Origin of the sequence: Caballeronia sp. AZ7_KS35 (genome assembly GCF_023631045.1) — a bacterium.
GTDB lineage: Bacteria > Pseudomonadota > Gammaproteobacteria > Burkholderiales > Burkholderiaceae > Caballeronia > Caballeronia zhejiangensis.
Genome location: NZ_JALQDV010000062.1, coordinates 25,185 through 43,863, shown reverse-complemented (window position 1 = coordinate 43,863; position 18,679 = coordinate 25,185). Strand labels below are relative to the sequence as shown.

The window sequence follows — 18,679 nt, the reverse complement described above, 5'->3', positions numbered from 1 at the left end:
TCAAGATGGCTAAGGAAATTCTGGTCGCATTCGGCATCGACGTGGATGCGGTGGCGGGCTGGCTCGGCTCATACGGCGGCGAGGATTCGCCCGACGACATTTCGCGCGGCCTGTTTGCTGGCGAGGTTGGCTCCCTGCGCCTCCTGAAGCTCTTCGAGCGTGAAAAGATCAGGACGACGTGGTTCATTCCCGGACATTCGATAGAAACGTTCCCCGAGCAGATGAAGGCGGTCGCCGACGCGGGACATGAGATCGGTATCCACGGCTACAGCCACGAAAACCCGATCGCGATGACGCCCGAGCAGGAAGAGGCGGTGCTCGACCGCAGCATCGAACTGGTGACGAAGCTCAGCGGCAAGCGGCCCACGGGCTATGTCGCGCCCTGGTGGGAGTTCAGCAACGTGACCAACGAACTCTTGGTGAAGAAAGGCATCAAGTACGACCACAGTCTGATGCACAACGACTATCACCCGTACTACGTGCGCGTCGGGGATTCGTGGACGAAGATCGACTACAGCAAGCATCCCGACACATGGATGAAGCCGCTGCAACGCGGCCGCGAAACCAGTCTCGTCGAGGTTCCCGCCAACTGGTATCTCGACGACCTGCCGCCGATGATGTTCATCAAGAAAGCGCCCAATAGCCACGGCTTCGTCAATCCGCGGGATATCGAGCAAATGTGGCGCGACCAGTTCGACTGGGTGTACCGCGAACACGATTACGCGGTGTTCCCGATCACGATCCATCCCGACGTCTCCGGCCGCCCGCAGGTGCTGCTGATGCTCGAACGCCTGATTGCGCACTTCCGCAAGCACGAAGGCGTGCGCTTTTGCACCTGCGATGAAATCGCCGACGACTTCCTGCGGCGTCATCCCCGCCAGTCCTGACCTCGACCCGACAACCGACCGACACGAGTCCCGACCATGTCCACTCCCGAGCTCCAGAGGAGCAACACGATGAAAGAGAATCCGTTGTCTGCTTCGGGCTTCAGGCTCGAACAGATTCTGCCGTCCGATGTGAAGCGGGCGACGGTCGTCGCGTTCTTCGCATGGGTATTTGCCGTCTACGACTTCATTTTGTTCGGCACGCTGTTGCCGGAAATTGGCAAGCACTACAACTGGGACGCGGCGGCGCAGGCGGAGATCGCCACGCTGGTCGCCATCGGCACGGCGGTGATCGCGTTCGCCATCGGGCCGTTACTCGACCGGCTCGGCCGCAAGGCGGGACTCCTGTGGACGGTGGCGGGCGCGGCCGTGTGCTCGGGCCTGACGGTCGTCGGTGGCGCGATGGGACAGGTGCCGCTTGTGCTGATCCGCTCGCTCTCGGGTCTCGGTTACGCCGAGGAAACCGTCAACGCGACGTATCTCAACGAACTGTATTCGGCTGCCAACGATCCGAAGCTCAATCGCAACAAGGGCTTTATCTATAGCCTCGTGCAAGGCGGGTGGCCGATCGGCGCGCTGATCGCCTCGGGCCTGACGGCGCTGCTGCTGCCGCGCATAGGCTGGCAGGGCTGCTTCATCTTCGCGACGTTTCCGGCCATCGTCATTTTCTTCATGACGCGGCGGCTCAAGGAAAGCCCGCAATTCCTGCTGCACAAGCGCATCAAGCAGTTGCGCGAAGCGGGGCAGGACGGCGAGGCGCGCTCGCTCGCGAACACCCACTCCGTCGACTACGAAGAACACGCCCGCGCCGGTCTCGCCGAAGCTTTCCGGGGCAGCGCGCTGCGCGCGACGCTCGTGCTCGGCGGCGGCATTCTGCTGAACTGGTCGGCCATTCAGGTCTTCAGCGTGCTCGGCACCACGGTGCTGACGCGCGTGCACAACGTGTCCTTCGAGAACTCGCTGCTGATTCTCGTGCTGTCGAACGTTATCGGCTATTGCGGGTATTTGAGCCACGGTTTCATCGGCGACAAGATCGGGCGGCGCAATACGCTCGCCATCGGCTGGATGTGCGGGGGGCTCGCTTTCGCGGGCATGCTGTTCGGGCCGAGCAGCGCGGGCGTCGTGGTCGCCCTATACAGCCTGGGGCTGTTCTTCCTGATCGGACCGTATTCGGCGGCGCTGTTTTTCATCGGCGAGAGCTACCACACGGTGATTCGCGGCACCGGCAGTTCGATCGTCCATGCGATGGGCCCCATCGGCGCGATTCTCGCGGGCGTCGGCGTCACCTCCATGCTGAACTACGGCGGCGACTGGCTGCACGCGGCGCTGTGGTTCGGCGCCGTGCCGTGTTTCCTGTCCGGCGTGCTGATTCTGTTCGCGCGGCACGTCGATCCCGCCGAAAACAAATAATCCGACTGGAGGAATGCTGTGAAAGTAGCCTTGATTACGGGTGCGGCGAGCGGTATCGGGCAGGCGCTGGCGGTGGCGTACGCGCAGATCGGCGTGGCGGTCGCGGGCGGCTATTTCCCCGGCGATCCGCACGATCCGCAAGCCACCGCGCATGCCGTCGAGCAAGCGGGAGGCGAGTGCCTGATGCATGCGGTCGACGTCACGCAGGCCGGGCAGGTCGAAGCCTTCGCGAACGCCGCGATGGAGCGCTTCGGGCGCATCGATTACGCGGTGGCGAATGCGGGGCTGCTGCGCGCGTCGCCGCTGACGGAGATGAGTGACGCGCAATGGCATCAGATGCTCGATGTCGATCTGTCCGGGGTAATGCGCACGTTCCGCGCGGCGGCGCGCCACATGCCGGACGGCGGCGCGATGGTGGCGGTGTCGTCCATCGCGGGCGGCGTGTACGGATGGGAGAACCACACGCACTATTCGGCGGCGAAAGCCGGCGTGCCCGGTCTGTGCCGCGCGATCGCGATGGAACTCGCGCCCCGCAACATCCGCTGCAACGCAGTGATTCCGGGGCTCATCGAAACGCCGCAATCGCTCGATGCCGTGAACTCGCTCGGCCCGGACGGATTGCGCGAAGCGGCGAAGGGCATTCCGCTCGGGCGCGTGGGCAGGCCGCAGGAAATTGCTTCGCTGATTCGCTACCTCACGAGCGACGACGCGTCGTACATCACGGGCCAGTCGATCATCGCGGACGGCGGGCTGACGGTCCGCTGGCCAGGCTGATTCATCGCATACAGGACGCTCAACGATATGGCATCGGCATTCTCACTCGATGGCCGCCGCGCGGTCGTCACCGGGGCGGCCAGCGGCATCGGCGCGGCGATCGCGCTGGCGTACGCGCAGGCCGGCGCGCGCCTCGTGCTCGCGGATCTCAACGAAGCGCGCCTCGCCGCGCACGCGCAAACGTGCCGCGCGAGCGGCGCGCAGGTGGACACCGTCATCGCCGATGTGGGCGACGAAGCGGGCGCGCACGGCATCGTCGATCGATGCATCGCGGTGTATGGCGGCATCGACATTCTCGTGAACAACGCGGGCATGCTGACGCAGGCGCGCTGCGCGGACCTCACCACGCAAATGTGGGACGATATGCTGCGCGTCGATCTGCGCAGCGTGTTCCTGTGCTCGCGCCGCGCGTTGCCGTCGATGACGGCGCAACGCTGGGGGCGCATCATCAACGTCGCGTCGCAGCTCGGCATCAAGGGCGGCGCGGAACTCACGCATTATTCGGCGGCGAAGGCGGGCGTGATCGGCTTCACGAAGTCGCTCGCGCTCGAAGCTGCGCCCGACAATGTACTCGTGAACGCGATTGCGCCGGGTCCTATCGAGACGCCGCTCGTGGATGGCATCAGCGCAGCGTGGAAGGAAGCGAAATCGAAGGAATTGCCGTTGCGGCGCTTCGGCCACGCGGAGGAAGTCGCGCCCACGGCGGTGCTGCTCGCGTCCGATCCCGGCGGCAACCTGTTCGTCGGCCAGACACTCGGCCCAAATTCCGGCGATGTCATGCCCTGACGAAAGGAGTCAGCGAAATGTGCGGTATGTGCGGTTTGCTCGGCGGCGGGCGCCACTGGTCGAACACGGTCGCGGCGGGCGAAGGCGCGAGCGCGCGGCAGCAGCGGTACGTGCAGGTCGCCCATGCGAACCGCGTGCTGGAAGGCTTCCGGCTGAAGCTCGTGGATTTCCACGGGCAGTCGTTCGTGCTGTCGTCGCCGACGGGCGCGCAGGTCATCGTCGAGGATTTCATGCAGGTGTGGAAGGCGGCCGAAGGCATGCTCGGGCGTGCGCTCGATCCGTTGACGCTGTTCGATGACAACGATCACGACAATGAGGAGGCGCACGCATGAGCCTTGCCTACGACGTGATTCCGGTGACCATCGTGACGGGCTTCCTGGGCAGCGGCAAATCCACCTTGCTCGCCGATGTTCTGAAGGGCGACGCCGCGCGCGACACCGCCGTGCTCGTCAACGAATTCGGCGAGGTCGGGCTCGACCATCTTCTGATCGGCCAAGTGGATGCGCAGACCGTGTTGCTGGACAACGGCTGCATCTGCTGCGCCATTCGCGGCGAACTGAAGGATGCGCTCGCCGCGCTGTTTTCGCGCCGCGCGCGCGGGGAAGTGCCGCCGTTCTCGCGCGTCGTGCTGGAAACGACGGGATTGGCGACGCCCGCGCCGATCGTCGCGACGCTGCTGGGCGACCGCATCGTGTCAAGTCATTATTCGATCGCCGCGATCGTCACGGTCGTCGATGCCGTGAACGCGGAGCAGCAACGCATGCGGCATCCGGAATGGCTCGCGCAGGTGACGGCGGCGGATCGCATCGTCATCAGCAAGACGGATCTCGCGGGCGATGCATCCGCGCTCGAAAGGACGCTTGCGCAACTGAATCCGGCAGCGCGGATTGTGTGGCGAACGAAGAGCGACGATCCATCGATCGTCCTCGACGAAGCGGCGAACGGGCACGACTTCGCGGATTTTGTGCGGCGCACCGGCATGCGCGGGCACGACGCGCGCAGCGACGCCGGCAACCCGCTAGCGCGATTGAACGCGACGCCTGGGCACTGCGAAGGGTTGGAGGCGTTGAACGCCTTCTGCATCGAGTTCGATGCGCCGCTCGACTGGCCCGTGTTCACGCTCTGGCTAACGCTGCTGCTCAACCGGCACGGTGATAACATTCTGCGCGTCAAGGGCATGCTAGCGCTGACCGGCGCGGCACAACCGGTCGTCGTGCATGCCGTGCATCATCTCGTGCATCCCGTTTTGCATCTCGATGCGTGGCCCGATGAAACCGCGCATCGTTCGCGGCTCGTTTTCATCGCGCAGGGTCTCACGCGCGAGGCCGTGGCCGATTCCTACCGGCGTTTGTGCCGGCATCTCCGAACAGCCGAAACTGTCGATTGAAACCCGTCCGTCCGAGTCCGTCCGCGCCTGCCGTGCATCCGTCCAAAGTGGAGTTGCGCGTGCTTGGCACGACCGTGACGCTGCAGGAGCACATCCGCAAGCGCGCCGAGCAGGATCTCGGCATCCGGCTGCGATTCATCGTGCAGGACGGCGGCGCGGTACAGCGCGACGGCGCGATGCATCCCGAGCGCTACGAGCTTTACGACCAGTGGTTCCATAGCCTCGACTGCGTGTGGCCGACGCACGCGCTGCAACCCATCGAACTGGCGCGCATCCTGCGCTGGAACGAAGTCAACGCGCTGCCGCGCACCGGGCGCATCGATCCCGGTCAAGCCACGAACGCAGGTTGCACGCCCGCCGACCGCCTGTATGTGCAACCGGACGGATCGCTCGGGCGCGAGGCAAGCGGGCGCATCAGCATGCTGCCGCTCACGCATAACGCAGACAGCTTCGTTTATCTCGAAGACGCCATGCCCGCCTCGCTCACTGGCACGGAAGAGAGCTGGGCGTGGCTGCTTGCGCCGGAGTTGTCGGGGCGGGTCGCGTTGCAGGCGGATGCCGCGATCGGCGCGATCGATGCCGCGCTGGCCGTCGAAGCGAGCGGGCTCATGCGCTTTGGCGACATCGGCAATCTGAGCATCGAGGAAATCGACGCACTGATCGCCGTTCTCATCGACTTCAAGCGGCGAGGGCACTTTGCGGGCTTCTGGTCGAGCTTCGCCGAAGCCGCGCAACTGATGATCGCGAACAAGGTGGCGATACAAAGCATCTGGTCGCCGGCGACCATCGAACTGGAACGCGCGGGCCTGAAGTTCCGGCTGGCGCGGCCGCGCGAGGGATATCGCGCGTGGTTCGGGGGTATCGGCATATCGCGGCTCGCGCATGGCCGTGTGCTGGATGCGGCGTACGATTATTTGAACTGGTGGCAGGAAGGCTGGGCGGGCGCGACGGTGGCGCGGCAGGGTTTCTACATCTCCAATCCGGAACGTTCGCGCGCGCACATGGACGCCGCCGAATGGTCCTACTGGTACGATGGTGCTCGCGCGAGCGCGGACCTTCCCGGCCCCACCAGCAAGCATCTCGTGCCCGTGGGCCAGATGCGGGACGGCGGCAGCTACCTCGCGCGCATGAGCCGGATCGCGGTCTGGGATTCGGTGATGGATGAGCACAATTACCTCGTGCGCCGCTGGACCGAGTTCATGCGCTCCTGAAGGCGAAGTTCGTTCGACGATGACAAGACGCGCAGGCGCCCCCCGATCTACACGACCCGACGCGACAGCCCGCCGGGTGCCCGACATCGATTCGACCGATGTCTCGTCCGAAGCCGACAGCCGTCTGCGTTACCGCGTGATTCACGATCAACTGAAATCGGCGATTGCGCTCGGCAACATCGCGCCGGGCCTGGTGCTGCTGGAAGGGCCGGTGGCACGCATTTTCGGCACGAGCCGGGTGCCGGTGCGCAAGGCGTTCGAGATGCTGCACGCGGGCGGCTTGCTCATTACCTTTGAAGGGCGCGGCTATCTCGTCGCGCGCGCGGACGGCAGCGCGCCCGAACCGCTGCGCGCGCCCATCTCCGAAGAAACGCTGGGCTTCGACCGCCCGCCCGAGCCGCTCGATATTCCGACCAACGCCGAGCGCATCTACGACTCGTTGGAAGCTGCGATTTCGTTGGGCATTGTGTTCGGGCATTTTCGCATCGACGAGAGCAATGCCGCCGAAGCGTTCGGCGTGAGCCGCGGCACCGTACGCGAAGTGCTTAACCGTCTGCGCGACCGTGGACTGGTCGAAAAGTCCGCGTATTCGCACTGGCTTTGCGGGCCGCTCACCGCGCGCGCCGTGCGGCAGGATTACGAATTGCGCACGCTCCTCGAACCTGCCGCGTTGCGGGCCAGTGCCCCGACGCTGCCGCGCGAGAAGCTCGAAGCGGCGCTGCGCGATATTGAACGCGCCATCGACGACCCGGACGCTGTTCATGCCGCAGCGCTGCATCAACTCGAGACCACGTTACACGATACGTTTCTCGCGGGGGCATCAAACCGCAAACTGCTCGCGACGATCAGCCATGCGCACATGCCGCTGATCGTCAATCACGCCTTCTATGATGCGTTTCGCTTGCATCCCGAAATGGGCATGCTAACCGAGCACCGAACGGTCATTGAGCTGTTGCTGCAAGCAAAGTTCGACGCAGCGTCCGAAGCGCTTGCGGCGCACCTCAGGAACGGCGAAACACGCACGCGGCAGCGGTTGAAAGTCCTTGCGGTGCTGCCCGATCCGAACCTGCCGGCCTACATGCAGCGAATCGCCTAGCGACGGAACGGGCAAAATTCCGACGGTCGGCCGCACTACGGCTAGCGTTCGAGGGGCGGCTTCGTTTCGAACTCGGCCTAAGGGCCAATGTGGGCTTATCGGCCATTGCGGTCAATTGGCCGATGGCCGGATAACGATCGCTATAGCCAGCTCAGCGGTCGCTGTAAGACCTTTATTTAGAGTGAGAGTTCTCGTACCCCAGAGACCGGCGCCCGGTCCGCTGCTGTCGTTTGGGCGGTTGCAGTTTCGACGGCGGGTACGGTAACCTCCGTTGCGCTAGAAATCAGCCCCTTGGCGAATACGTCCGAGTCCTGCACGATTTTGTTTTCTTCGTTGGTCTGATACAGCGCGATCACGGCGGCAAGGATCAGCTTCGACAACAGTGCCGATGGCGAAGCGCGTACCGTCATCGGCCCGTTTCATGCACATAGCCGAGTCTCGTCGCGAAAACTTGACGGGCCTAGCTCTGGCATACTCATGTGGCGGATCAGTTTCTCGGCGGCACAGAACAAGCCTCCGCAGTCATTTCACGGAGATGCAATGCAGAAAAAGGTAAAGCCCAGGGGCATCGACAAGGACGACCGGACCACGGCGATCGGCCTTGCCAGATTTGCCTTTGAATACATCGACGCGGCAATCACCGTCGACAAGAACGAGGCCGAGAAAAGCCCGAACAACGCAATATCCCCGACGCCCGCCTACTTTCTCGCGTATCACGGCATCGAACTCACGCTCAAGGCGTACCTTCGACATAAAGGCTTCACTCTTCGTGAACTGAGGTCCGGCAAATATGGACATGACCTGCATGCCTGCTACCGCCAAGCCAAGCAACTCAAACTGCGGGATATCTTCAAGGAGACGCAGGATGACATTAACGCAATGGAGTTGCTTGTCGCGCTAAACGTCGATCACGGCCTTCGATATATTCAAACTGGCTACAAACAGTTTCCGTTGTGGTCAATCGTCGAGCCACTTGCGGTTCGGATGCATCAGGCGGTCGCACCTTTGGTCGGCTATCGCTCCTTCAGCAAGACGTACGGAGGCTACTGAGGTCGAGATCCTCCGGCGGTCCCCCACCATCGCCGCAGCGACCGCACCAGTTCAGTCGTTCAGTCGAAGGTAGAATTCGAGTTCTTCAATTGGCTGGATTTCCGCCGCGTGCTCTTGTCCAAAAACTGCCGGGTATTCGATGAGACAATTCGGCCTTTGCCATTCGTCGTTCCGTCAGCGCACGGCTGCTCCACTTCGCTTCGCTGTCGTTGGCGGTGCGGCAATAAATTAATGTCGGCTTCCGAGAACGGCGAATGAGTCTTTGCGAGCCGAAGGGGGCGTCCGACTAAGCAACACGACTGACTGCTCAGTGCCAAGCACCCGAAAGCGGACCTCCGATGTCCGGGACATACCGACGTGACATTGCTGGCGCGATGGACCTTGACGGCTCCTTTTCAATGCTTAGGCCGGTTGCAGCGACCACTGGCGTCGCGAGCGGCGCCGCACCAGCGGTCGCAGTAAGAACGCCCGCTGCAGTCGTCGAAGCTCGCGCCTAATCGTCAAAGCTCCCGCGTAAGATACAATCTTTGGACGAAACGATCGAGACGCGGGGTCGCCTATAGCGTTAGGAAATCGCGTTGCGCAAGGGGAGGAAATGACGGCGTCATCAGGCGGTCTCAGGCAATACCTAACCCAGTCGGGCCAGTGCTCCGATCCATGGGGGCGCTATTATACGTCGGCTGAAATCAGCCGCTCGCTGATCGAGCGCATCGAGGCACGCAAGCCCAAGCTGGTGCTGGAACTCGGTTCAGGCGCAGGATCTCTGTGTATGGCCGCCGCCAACCGATGGCGCGACGCCCAGCTTGTCACAGTGGATGTTGATCTCGAGGCCCCGAAGCGACTAGATGTGGGACATATTGGCCGAGACACGAAACATATCCACTTTGTGCACGACGCGCTTGATGAAGCTCTCTCGGACAAGATCGGACTTTGTCTGGGGACCGTAGACGTCGCGGTCTGCAATCCACCCTACATTCGGCCGCGGTGGCGATGCGACTTCGGCAAGATTCTGGAGGACGCAGGCCTTTCAGGGGCTCTTGCCTCACTTCGGGACGCCGGCGCCGACCTGCTTTTCTTGGCACAGAACCTGCGGCTACTACGACCCAACGGCAAGCTCGGATTGATTCTGCCGGATGGGCTGGTCACCGCCGAGCGTTTCAGCGGCGTGCGCAAAGCTCTCATGCGCCAACACAAGCTTGAGCAAGTCATTCAGCTTCCGCGCGGAGTGTTCAAGAACACTGAAGCCCAAACCTACCTCGCCGTGCTCTCGAAAATGGCAGGCGAGACCGAGCAAGTGAAGGTGCGGCAGATGAAGCACGGCGGGTGTCTGAGCGCGGCTATCGAGGTTCCTCAGGATCTCGGAGCCAAGCGACTCGACTACAGTTTCCACGCGCGGCCGAGCGTTCAAGCGCGCGAGGGCACCGTTCAGCCGATCACTATAGGCGCGGCCGTTACGAATGTCGTGCGGGGGACGATCTGCTCGTCAGCGATCGCGGCCTTCCCGGAGCCGGTGTTCCACCTTGGCGACTTTGCTGAGTCCGCTGGGCAGCAAGCTGCTCGAATCGTCCCAAAACGCTTCGCCCTCGGAAAACGATCCGCCACAATTGCGTCGAACCACGCCCGCCTGGCGCTACCCGGCGATATTCTGCTCGCGCGCGTAGGCCGTAAGCTCGAGAGGCATCTTGCGCTGGTGGTCCACGGCCCGTGCGTGATAAGCGACTGCATCTTCGCTCTGCGCACTACCGACGAGCACCGGGAAAGGCTCTACCGTTTCTTTGAAAGTGAAGCTGGCCGGCTTGCGCTGGCGACATCGGCCCATGGGGTCGCGGCCAGGTTCTTATCAAAGACCAATCTTCTCGAAATCGAATTTTGAACGGCCAGACGATGTCGCAGATACCCCCGCTCGGTGGCTTCGATCAACTTGGCGTGGAGCGAGCGGTCCACGCCCTTAGCCGCTCGAACGTGCGCAGCCCTCTGTCGGTCGAGCGCATCAAGGTGTGGGTCAAGCAGTTCGTGTCGGACGAGGAAAAAACGCTTGCTTGGCTGATCCTGCGCAACCTAATTTTCAGGACCAACGAACAGCTGTTGTCGTCAATGCGGCAAGCGTTGAAGCAGGCCGCGCTGCATTTCCTCGACAAGACCGGCCAGCGGGCAACGGTCGCGTGGACCGACGCCTTGAAAGGCGCCGCTGGCTTGGATTTCTACTGCGGTCCACCGTCGGTCGTGCTCTATGGTATGGCGAAGCCCGGCAAGAGCGGCGACGTGATCGCCAGGGCGATCAATCAACGGTACGGGATCGCGAAGTTGTTTCCGTCCGACGTCACCGTGCTGAGTGAGAAGGAGCGGTTCATCGTCGTGGACGACGGCACTTACACCGGCATGCAGCTTGCCGCCTTCCTTCGGAGTTGGGAGCAAGACTATTCCAGCGGACGCGTGGCCATTGCTGTCGGAATGGCACACCAAACGGCTTGTGATCACCTGCGTGCCCAGTTCCCTGAGGTACCGCTGTTCCACGGTGAGTTGCTGACGCCGGAAACCTGCTTCGCCTCGCTTGCCCAAAAGTGGATCGAGACTCAGCAGTGGAAGTACGAAAAATCGCCCCTTGATGTCTACGCTGAGGTTCACAAACGCGCCCAGCCATTTGAAGGCGGAAATGGAGGAAATGGCTACGGCAACATTGGGGCGTTGGTAGCATTCAGCCATGGCGTGCCGGATGACTCAATTCAGTTGCTCTGGGGCGTTTCCAAAAACTGGAAACCTTTGGTCGAACGATAGCCTTGATCATGCATATTGACGCTTCCATGCTCGCGCGAACCCGCGCAGAGGAACACAGCGCCGACATCTGGGGCGAGTTCTTCATCCCTCCCTACTTTGAGCGGTTGGCTCTCACGTCGGCAACGCGCTCGGTCTACATCACCGGCAAGCGCGGCTGCGGCAAGACGATGCTGCTGAAATACTTCGATTACCACACCGCATTTTCCAAGCGGCGCAAAGAAATCCCGTTCGATGCCATCAACCATGTCGGCATCTACTGGCGCGTCGATACCCAGTTCTGCAGCTCGCTGAATCACCGTGGCATCGGAGACGACGAATGGAGCGTGGTGTTCGAGAGCTACTTCGGCCTAGTGATCGCCACCGAACTCCTCCGTGCCGTCGAGACTATCGCCGAGAGCGCCTTCCCAGGCTTCAATCGTGAGGACCTGGCCGCACAGAGCCTGCCCAGCGCCCCGGACTTCCTTCCAGGGGCACCGACTAGCGTGCGGGAACTGACCAAGTACTTGGAATCGCTGCGGCGAAGATTCACGACTTGGGTGTCCAATGTCAAGGCTATGGATTGCCCTGTCCTCCCTCCGGGTCGAGAGTTCATCTTGTCCTTGATCGCTGACTTGCAGGCGAACGTGACGCTTTCGACGCTCGCCGTCTTCGTCTACGTCGACGAGGTCGAGAACTTGGTCCCTTACCAGCGCCATGTGCTGAACTCCTTCCTAAAGCACAGTCAGCGCCCCATGATCGTCAGCTTTACTTCGAAGGAGCATCCTTCCGACAACGACACTTCCGGCGCGGAGTCAATTAATGCAACCCACGACTATCGGCTGGTGGACCTGGACTACTTGCTGACCCTCAGCGAGGCCGCGATGACGTTTTTCGCCGAGGTATTTCTCGGCAACCTAGACATCGCCGCCGGCCGACCCGAGAGTGAGCGGCTGGAAATCGTGAGGTCGCACAACCGACTGGCTGAGCGTCAAACGCCCGCATATCAGAAGGCGGTGCTGGCGGACATGCGCATGCGGTTCCCCAATATCGCGGACAAGCAGATCGCGGCCCACGCTCTGCAGCAGGCACCGCTACGCAAGAGCATCCACGAGCGGATCAGCAAGGCCCTTAAGGACCGTAGAAGTAGCCTGACCGTTGATCGCTTTCTGTTCGAGGGCGCGCCGGCTGAAGCCGTTGTGATACTGCCCGCGCTGCTCAACAGGGAAACGCTCCACCCCGACAAGGTGCTGGCGGAGCTTAAGAGCTTTGCGGCCGACCAGAAGGGCTCATTCAGCAGCAGCTGGGTGCACAACAACCTGTTCGGAGCCTTGCTCGAGCTGTATCGACCTTTCGGGCGCGAATGCCCTCTGTACAGTGGCTTCGAAACGCTGTGCACGATGTCAAACAATAATCTGCGAAATTTTCTTATCCTTTGTTATAAGACCCTCGAAGTAGCGGAGCTGCGGGACCAGCCCGACGCGCCTTACGCTGTGTCGATTCAATGTCGCGCGGCATACGACGCATCCGAACAATTGATCAAGGAAATTCGGACGTTCGGGCGATTCGGCGAGCCTCTACGGATGTTCGTGCTAAGGTTGGGGAATATTTTTCGAGCGCTGCAGGCCAGCCCGACCATGAGCGAGCCTGAGCAGAATCAGTTCACGATCAATTCTGGCGGTCGCGCGCTCAATGAAGCCGAGCTGGGCTTCATCGGGGAGGCGCTGCGCTACGGAATCTTGGTCGAACAATTGGAAACCAAGTCGAAGTCCGGCGTTGGACAGGACATCGTCGACTATCAGTTGAACCCTATCTACGCGCCCTACTTCCAGATTAGCTACAGGCGCAAGCGCAAACTCGAGATGTCGGTGGAGCAGTTCCACACGCTCGTGATGGGCAACGAGAACGAATATAAGGAGCTGGCGCGTGGCCTCGCGCGGCAGCTATCGGACGCCGACGCCCAACAGCTCGGCTTGCAGCTGTGATGAAGATAAATTTTTTCTCGGCCTCAGGCAAAAGCGCTGCAGACCTCCAACTTCCCGAGGACATGGTCTTGCTGCACGGCGAGGAGCTGGATGATCGAGGTGAATCGGCCTGCCGCGTCGCGCCTGATAACGGCCGCGTCCAATTGAGCTTCGGAGTGGACGACATGTCGCTGACCGTGGGTGCACGGAAAAAATCCAGCGACTCGGCCGTGGAACTGCTGAGCGAGTACGACTGGCGGAAGGTGGTGCTAGAAGCCACCACGCTCGGCTTTGCGGAGCTGTTTTGTGCCGTTAACGCGCTGCTGGCCAGCGGCGCCACTTCGATCAACATCATCTACGTGGAGCCCGCCCAGTACACACGTGACGGCAGGGGCGCCGAGCTGTTTGCGTTGTCCGAGCCGACCCGCGGTTATGTGGCAATCCCGAACGCGATCGTCGATCTGGCTAGCGAGGAGGTCGAAGCCGGTGTCTTCTTCCTCGGCTTTGAGCCCGAGCGGCTTGACCGTGCACTTGAGGAATATCAGATGATCGCGTCGAAGTACGTAAAGGTCGTGTTCGGCATCCCGGCATACCACCCGGGCTGGGAGCTCGACGCCATCATTCCGCACCTCACGGCCCTAGAAAGCCACAAGCTGCAGCTCGACTATTGCTCCGCCAACGACCCCGAGGCCGCATTCGAATGCCTCGAACGCACACGCGACACGCTTGACGCGGAGAAGCGGATGTTCGTTGCGCCGATCGGCCCGAAACCATGCGGCATCGCTTCGGCGATCTTCGCCAGTGTCTATCCCGAGCAGGTTGGCCTTCTGTTCGACCACCCGCGTCGCAAGAAGAAGCGTTCCTCGGGCATTGACCTGTGGCACCGATTCACGGTGACGGTCGACCGCAGCGACGAATCGACCGCTGCCACCGCGCCCGCGTAAGCCGCTTAGGCCTTGGCGTTGGTGATAGCGGCCTGCAAGAGTTCCCTGATCTTCGGCTCGGGCTTCCAGTAGCTCGGCCCCTTCAGGAACTTACCGTTGTCGTCGTAGATCGGCTTGCCATCCGCGCCGAGTTTGCTCTCATTGCTATCCATGATGATGGACAAAACTTCTTCGAGCGGAATGCCGTATTTCAGCGCTTCAGACCGGCAGTAGACAATCACGTCGCCAAGAAGATCGGCCACTGCCACGAGGATATCTAGGGGATCCGCCTGCCGTTCCAAGGCAGTGACAATATCGTCGATCTCATTGACCTCGTCCAGCAGGATCGCCTTGAATTTTCGCAACCGGTCAGCGGATGCGGCTGACAGCACGGGGCTCGGCTGCGCCGGCAGCTTGTACATCGCATTCATCGCGGCGATTCGCTTGGCAAAGGTCGTTTCACTCAATCTTGTTCTCCAACAACGGTTCGAGGATCAGCTACAACTATACCGCCCGCCTCAAGGTCACTTCTTCTGAAGCTGTCGCCGGCGCAAGGCGACAGAGCGGCGAATGATTCTACTGCGTCAGCATCGCCAGCCTCAAGCCTCACATGCTCTTCACCAGCGACGACCGCGCCCGCTGCTGCTGCTGCTGCTGCTGCAAGCAGTAGAACAGGTTTCGAAGCAATCCGTCCAGTCGCTCTGTCAGAATCTAACTTTGTTGCTGTCTTGGCATCAGCAGGGGCTCGTGTCCAAGCGGACCTAACGTTCCGCTTTCGGCCTGATGCGGTCAGCCAAGAGAATGCACCTACCAATTGCTTCTGGCCGACTGTTCGCGTGAGGCTGCCTTCATCGGAAGCCGCCGTATGCACATCCAACCTGCGGCAGTGGCAGCTTTTTGGCGTCATGGATGAGCGGGTACAGCCGGCCATGAAGGGACATTCGTCGGTTGCGGCGCGTCGCCATTCAAAGGTCGGCTCGCTGTTCGATATTCGCCACTCAATGCGGATCTGGTCGGAAGGCAACTCGGGGTCGGCAAGCGAAAGCGGTCCGGGTAATCGCGGCATTCGCCGGCCCTCGCGACCCCACCACACGTTAGAATGCGGCTTTAAGTGCCTTGAGATCATGATGCTCGCGCTCAAGCTGACGCTGGTCCCGCTTTTTCTGCTTGTCGTTTCGATGTCGGGAAAGTGGTGGGGACCGTCGATCGCTGGCTGGTTGGCGGGATTGCCGGTTGTAGCTGGGCCGATTTTGTACCTCTTGACGCTTTCCCACGGGCCTGCCTTCGGAGCCCGCGCGGCGAACTTATCGCTGGCGGCAATCCTAGCGTCCGAGGCGTTCAATTTCGCTTATGCGTGGACGTGCCGATCGCGCAGTTGGCCAATCGCGTTAATTGCAGGCCTGGTCGTCTGGTTCCTGTCCGCCTGCGGTCTCTCGCTCCTGCCGACCTCGCCTTTGTGGGCCTCGATCTCTGCAGTCACAGCGGTTTGCTGTGGGCAGTCGTTCTTGCCGAGGACTACGGCCGTTACGGCCGGTGCGCCTCTTTCTCGGTTCGATCTGCTCGGCAGAACGACCGCCGGGGCTCTTCTGACTTTGTCTGTCACATCGGTGTCGGCCTGGGTCGGCCCAACGTGGAGCGGGTTGCTTGCGGTCTTCCCGCTGCTCGGGATCATCCTTTCCGTTTCGTCCCATCGCGCGCACGGTCCGGCTTTCGTGATTTCGTTATTGCGAGGTATGGTGCTGGGGCGTTTCTCATTCGCCGCGTTTTGTCTTGTTCTGACGTTCGTGCTTCCCTTCCAACGACCCATCGTGGCATTCCTCGAAGCGGCGTTGCTCGCGATGATTGTTCAATGGTGCACGAGGCGCATTGCAGCGAGGCAAGAACACGCGTCAGTCGTCGTTGCCGCTGAATGACGCATTGCATCCCGAGCCAGTTGAGCGTGGCGGATCAGGAGGCGGGCGCCGGCCACAAGTTGCCGCTCGACTCAGCCATGAAGCGGCCTTTCGAACGGCGGGTCCGCTAGGATTTCTGTCTTTGAGGTTTGATGGCATGCTCGGCAGAAACACTGTAGGACGGGCTCATTCGCTTAACCAACCGAATCGCCAACTGCAAGCAACCGAACACTGCGTCTTGCGATCCGATGCGGCAACGATGAACGAGCGTCCGATGCACAGACGCCTTCTAGCAATGGACGGCTGCAAGAAGATGTCGTAAAGAACGCGCCGGAGGACGTTCGCGACCGTTACAGCCATAAACCGGTCTTGCCAGCGCTTCGAAGCGACTGAAGCTACCTAGGCTGAGCATCCGCGGATCTTGCGGCGACGCTCTTGGATCTTGAACTTGGTCGTCCGTCCCACTGCTTAGACGGCCCGACGAGATGGGTGAAAATGCCGACGCCGTAATGCCTCGGGGAAAGAGTCGCCTTCCACTCGTATAACCGTCGGCGACCGAGTTTCTCTCGGCGAGCAATCATCGTCTGAACCCGTTGTACGGTCTCGGGTGTACAGCGGGCCCCATAAATCACACCGACAAGCGCGCCCGGCGCGAAAGGGACCGACGTTCTGGTTTGCCCACGCAAAAAAAGCCTCCACTCCTCTTCGTACCTCCACTCAAGCGATTTGGTGAGGTATGCGCGAAGCGCACCTTTCTCACGGTCGGTCCTATCGAGCATGTTCACTACGGGGAAATTTTCTGAGTAAACAACGGGTAACGCGCCCTTGAATAGCGAGAGATCTTCCGGCAGGTAGAACTGGAGGCAAATACCCTTATGTTCTGCAGCGTAGTGCGCCCACATCAACAAACTGCGAGGCGTTTCTGCAAGCGAATAAAGTCCGATGCTGTCAGCGATCTCCTCTGTCGTTCGCTGCGAGAGTTTTCTAGCCCTGTCGGGATCAAGAAACTGCGTCCGCAACTTTTCCCGTGTCTTAAATGAGATCTTTCTCCCTTCGATCAGTTCTCGGAACCGCATTTGTCTTTCCTGGCCGGACCCTTCCAGGACTGTGTTGCACCGGGCGTCAAACGGATCATTGAAGTCGTCGCGGTGAGAGAAATACAGTTCGGAGTGAACGATTAAGCGATCAAGATAGTCTTCGTTGCCTGTCCGATACTTGTACAGGAACACTGGGTAGGGATTGCGCGTCTGCTGGACCGTGATTAAACGCCTTACAGACCGATCGGCGTCAGGAAGTAACTTGCTGAGAGACATTTGACATAGCCTAGAAGGACGACGGCGCAGTATAACGGTTAAAATCACGCACAAACGGTTTGAATGCGAGGCCCGGATTGCAGACAGGATTGCCCAACCTCATTGCCGATTACCAGGCGAGTGTCCGCTCGGCAGTCGCGCTTATGTATCGCTCCGGGATCGAGCTGCCCTCTTGTAGCTCGGATTGGATCGACTCCGGGATTGACCTCAACGGCATGCTCGATGGTGGCATTCGATATCTCAAGCATGGTACTGGATGCGCGGTGTTTCTACCAGCCGGTGAAGTCGACTTCGACTTTGGACGACACGGTGAAATTAACGGTATTGATCCTTGGAAACTTCTCTGCTTTGCAAGAGACCATTTGCCCAGCTACGGTTTCACGGAACGATCCTTCAAAGAAGCGTTCGCAAAAGCAGTGCAATCAGGCGAGCTGGTCCTCTCGGATGACAACTTGCACTACGTCGCAAATGAACCGCGCGCTTTTGCTGTTGAAATCGACAGTACTATGCCAGGTGACAAGCTTCCAAGCCGAAACCTTGATCGGGTTTTAGACCTGTATGCCCATCAGTATCTCGCTGCGGAATTGATGCGAAAGAATTACGATCGACTTTATGACAGATGGCGGAAACGCCGATCGTTACCCGCCACGCAGACCACCGAACTCAGGATATATTGTTTATCATGGCTGGCCTACCTTCGTGCAACGTGCGAGGGATTTGAGGCGCTTCGCGTCCGAGTCTTGCTTTTGGAAGATCGGCCCGAAGAATTTGTAGAGCTGGTCCCCGATGCAGATGCTATCGGGAAGGCAATGAAACGACATTCTGATTTGCTGCGGAGGGTAAGAAACAACGTTTTTCATCTTCGTTCAGACGTTGATGTTGTCCGGCGCTTCTTCATTGAGGGCGCTGACCGACTAGCTTGGGCGAGGGAGGTACACCTTGCGTTCGCGGACTTCTTTTCTTCTTACCGTGTTCTATGCGAAGTCCATTACATGGTGAACGGTCGTTACGGGGAGCTGACGCGGGGTCGACGGGGAACTGCTCGGGCGAGCGGGATCGGACGCCATAAGGAATCATCGGTTGGGTGAGCTGATGTGTAACTAAGTCGTCTCGTCCGGCCGTATTCCGCCTTCGTGGCGGCGCGATAGAAACGAACAGTCACCCGTTTGTAATAATAGGCTGGTCGTCTTCCTCGAGAATATTCGATCGCTTATCTCCTACAGCTGAATTATCGCTTC

Annotated in this window: 18 protein-coding genes; 15 read left to right on the top strand and 3 right to left on the bottom strand. The window is 60.7% G+C overall.

Annotated elements, in window-relative coordinates; all coding sequences use genetic code 11:
- Window positions 1-5: 5 nt before the first annotated feature.
- The 8 genes from NCT05_RS33225 (at window position 6) to NCT05_RS33190 (ending at window position 7,548) form a co-directional block, all read left to right on the top strand.
- Window positions 6-887, top strand: a complete 882-nt coding sequence (locus tag NCT05_RS33225; protein WP_250504290.1) for a polysaccharide deacetylase family protein — start codon at window positions 6-8, stop codon at window positions 885-887.
- Between the two features lie 36 nt (window positions 888-923).
- Window positions 924-2,294, top strand: coding sequence for an MFS transporter (locus tag NCT05_RS33220; protein ID WP_250504289.1), 1,371 nt, complete (start codon window positions 924-926; stop codon window positions 2,292-2,294).
- An 18-nt stretch (window positions 2,295-2,312) separates the two neighbouring features.
- Window positions 2,313-3,068: an SDR family NAD(P)-dependent oxidoreductase gene (locus NCT05_RS33215; RefSeq protein WP_250504288.1), complete on the top strand. Its 756-nt coding sequence runs from the start codon at window positions 2,313-2,315 to the stop codon at window positions 3,066-3,068.
- A 27-nt stretch (window positions 3,069-3,095) separates the two neighbouring features.
- Window positions 3,096-3,854 (top strand): SDR family NAD(P)-dependent oxidoreductase, encoded by a 759-nt coding sequence (locus NCT05_RS33210; RefSeq protein ID WP_250504287.1) that lies wholly within the window; start codon window positions 3,096-3,098, stop codon window positions 3,852-3,854.
- A 17-nt stretch (window positions 3,855-3,871) separates the two neighbouring features.
- Window positions 3,872-4,186, top strand: a complete 315-nt coding sequence (locus tag NCT05_RS33205) for a hypothetical protein (RefSeq protein ID WP_250504286.1) — start codon at window positions 3,872-3,874, stop codon at window positions 4,184-4,186.
- Complete coding sequence (locus tag NCT05_RS33200) at window positions 4,183-5,241, top strand: CobW family GTP-binding protein (protein ID WP_250504285.1); 1,059 nt, start codon at window positions 4,183-4,185, stop codon at window positions 5,239-5,241. Before NCT05_RS33205 ends, NCT05_RS33200 begins: the two co-directional genes overlap by 4 nt.
- Before the next feature lie 32 nt (window positions 5,242-5,273).
- Window positions 5,274-6,452 (top strand): ABC transporter substrate-binding protein, encoded by a 1,179-nt coding sequence (locus NCT05_RS33195; protein WP_502801820.1) that lies wholly within the window; start codon window positions 5,274-5,276, stop codon window positions 6,450-6,452.
- A 76-nt stretch (window positions 6,453-6,528) separates the two neighbouring features.
- Window positions 6,529-7,548, top strand: a complete 1,020-nt coding sequence (locus NCT05_RS33190; protein WP_250504284.1) for a GntR family transcriptional regulator — start codon at window positions 6,529-6,531, stop codon at window positions 7,546-7,548.
- A gap of 176 nt (window positions 7,549-7,724) precedes the next feature.
- Here the strand turns inward: NCT05_RS33190 and NCT05_RS33185 are convergent, their stop codons facing one another.
- Window positions 7,725-7,958 (bottom strand): hypothetical protein, encoded by a 234-nt coding sequence (locus NCT05_RS33185; RefSeq protein ID WP_250504283.1) that lies wholly within the window; start codon window positions 7,956-7,958, stop codon window positions 7,725-7,727.
- A gap of 130 nt (window positions 7,959-8,088) precedes the next feature.
- Between NCT05_RS33185 and NCT05_RS33180 the strand changes: the two genes are divergently transcribed.
- The 5 genes from NCT05_RS33180 (at window position 8,089) to NCT05_RS33160 (ending at window position 14,257) form a co-directional block, all read left to right on the top strand.
- Window positions 8,089-8,598, top strand: coding sequence for a hypothetical protein (locus tag NCT05_RS33180; protein ID WP_250504282.1), 510 nt, complete (start codon window positions 8,089-8,091; stop codon window positions 8,596-8,598).
- 595 nt (window positions 8,599-9,193) lie between these two features.
- Window positions 9,194-10,471, top strand: a complete 1,278-nt coding sequence (locus NCT05_RS33175) for an HsdM family class I SAM-dependent methyltransferase (protein WP_250504281.1) — start codon at window positions 9,194-9,196, stop codon at window positions 10,469-10,471.
- 11 nt (window positions 10,472-10,482) lie between these two features.
- Window positions 10,483-11,373: a phosphoribosyltransferase-like protein gene (locus tag NCT05_RS33170; protein ID WP_250504280.1), complete on the top strand. Its 891-nt coding sequence runs from the start codon at window positions 10,483-10,485 to the stop codon at window positions 11,371-11,373.
- A gap of 8 nt (window positions 11,374-11,381) precedes the next feature.
- Window positions 11,382-13,334 (top strand): ORC-CDC6 family AAA ATPase, encoded by a 1,953-nt coding sequence (locus NCT05_RS33165; protein WP_250504279.1) that lies wholly within the window; start codon window positions 11,382-11,384, stop codon window positions 13,332-13,334.
- On the top strand, window positions 13,334-14,257 hold the full coding sequence (locus tag NCT05_RS33160; RefSeq protein WP_250504278.1) for a hypothetical protein: 924 nt from the start codon (window positions 13,334-13,336) through the stop codon (window positions 14,255-14,257). Before NCT05_RS33165 ends, NCT05_RS33160 begins: the two co-directional genes overlap by 1 nt.
- Before the next feature lie 5 nt (window positions 14,258-14,262).
- On the opposite strand, the gene NCT05_RS33155 is transcribed toward NCT05_RS33160, so the two are convergent.
- On the bottom strand, window positions 14,263-14,703 hold the full coding sequence (locus tag NCT05_RS33155) for a pyrophosphatase (RefSeq protein WP_250504277.1): 441 nt from the start codon (window positions 14,701-14,703) through the stop codon (window positions 14,263-14,265).
- A gap of 660 nt (window positions 14,704-15,363) precedes the next feature.
- Here NCT05_RS33155 and NCT05_RS33150 point away from each other — a divergent pair.
- On the top strand, window positions 15,364-16,149 hold the full coding sequence (locus NCT05_RS33150; RefSeq protein ID WP_250504325.1) for a hypothetical protein: 786 nt from the start codon (window positions 15,364-15,366) through the stop codon (window positions 16,147-16,149).
- A 374-nt stretch (window positions 16,150-16,523) separates the two neighbouring features.
- Here NCT05_RS33150 and NCT05_RS33145 read toward each other — a convergent pair whose 3' ends face one another.
- The gene (locus NCT05_RS33145; RefSeq protein WP_250504276.1) at window positions 16,524-17,441 is read right to left on the bottom strand and encodes a DUF2971 domain-containing protein; all 918 of its coding nucleotides are present in this window, start codon (window positions 17,439-17,441) and stop codon (window positions 16,524-16,526) included.
- Between the two features lie 89 nt (window positions 17,442-17,530).
- Between NCT05_RS33145 and NCT05_RS33140 the strand changes: the two genes are divergently transcribed.
- Window positions 17,531-18,529, top strand: coding sequence for a DUF6896 domain-containing protein (locus tag NCT05_RS33140; protein WP_250504275.1), 999 nt, complete (start codon window positions 17,531-17,533; stop codon window positions 18,527-18,529).
- Window positions 18,530-18,679: the final 150 nt, after the last annotated feature.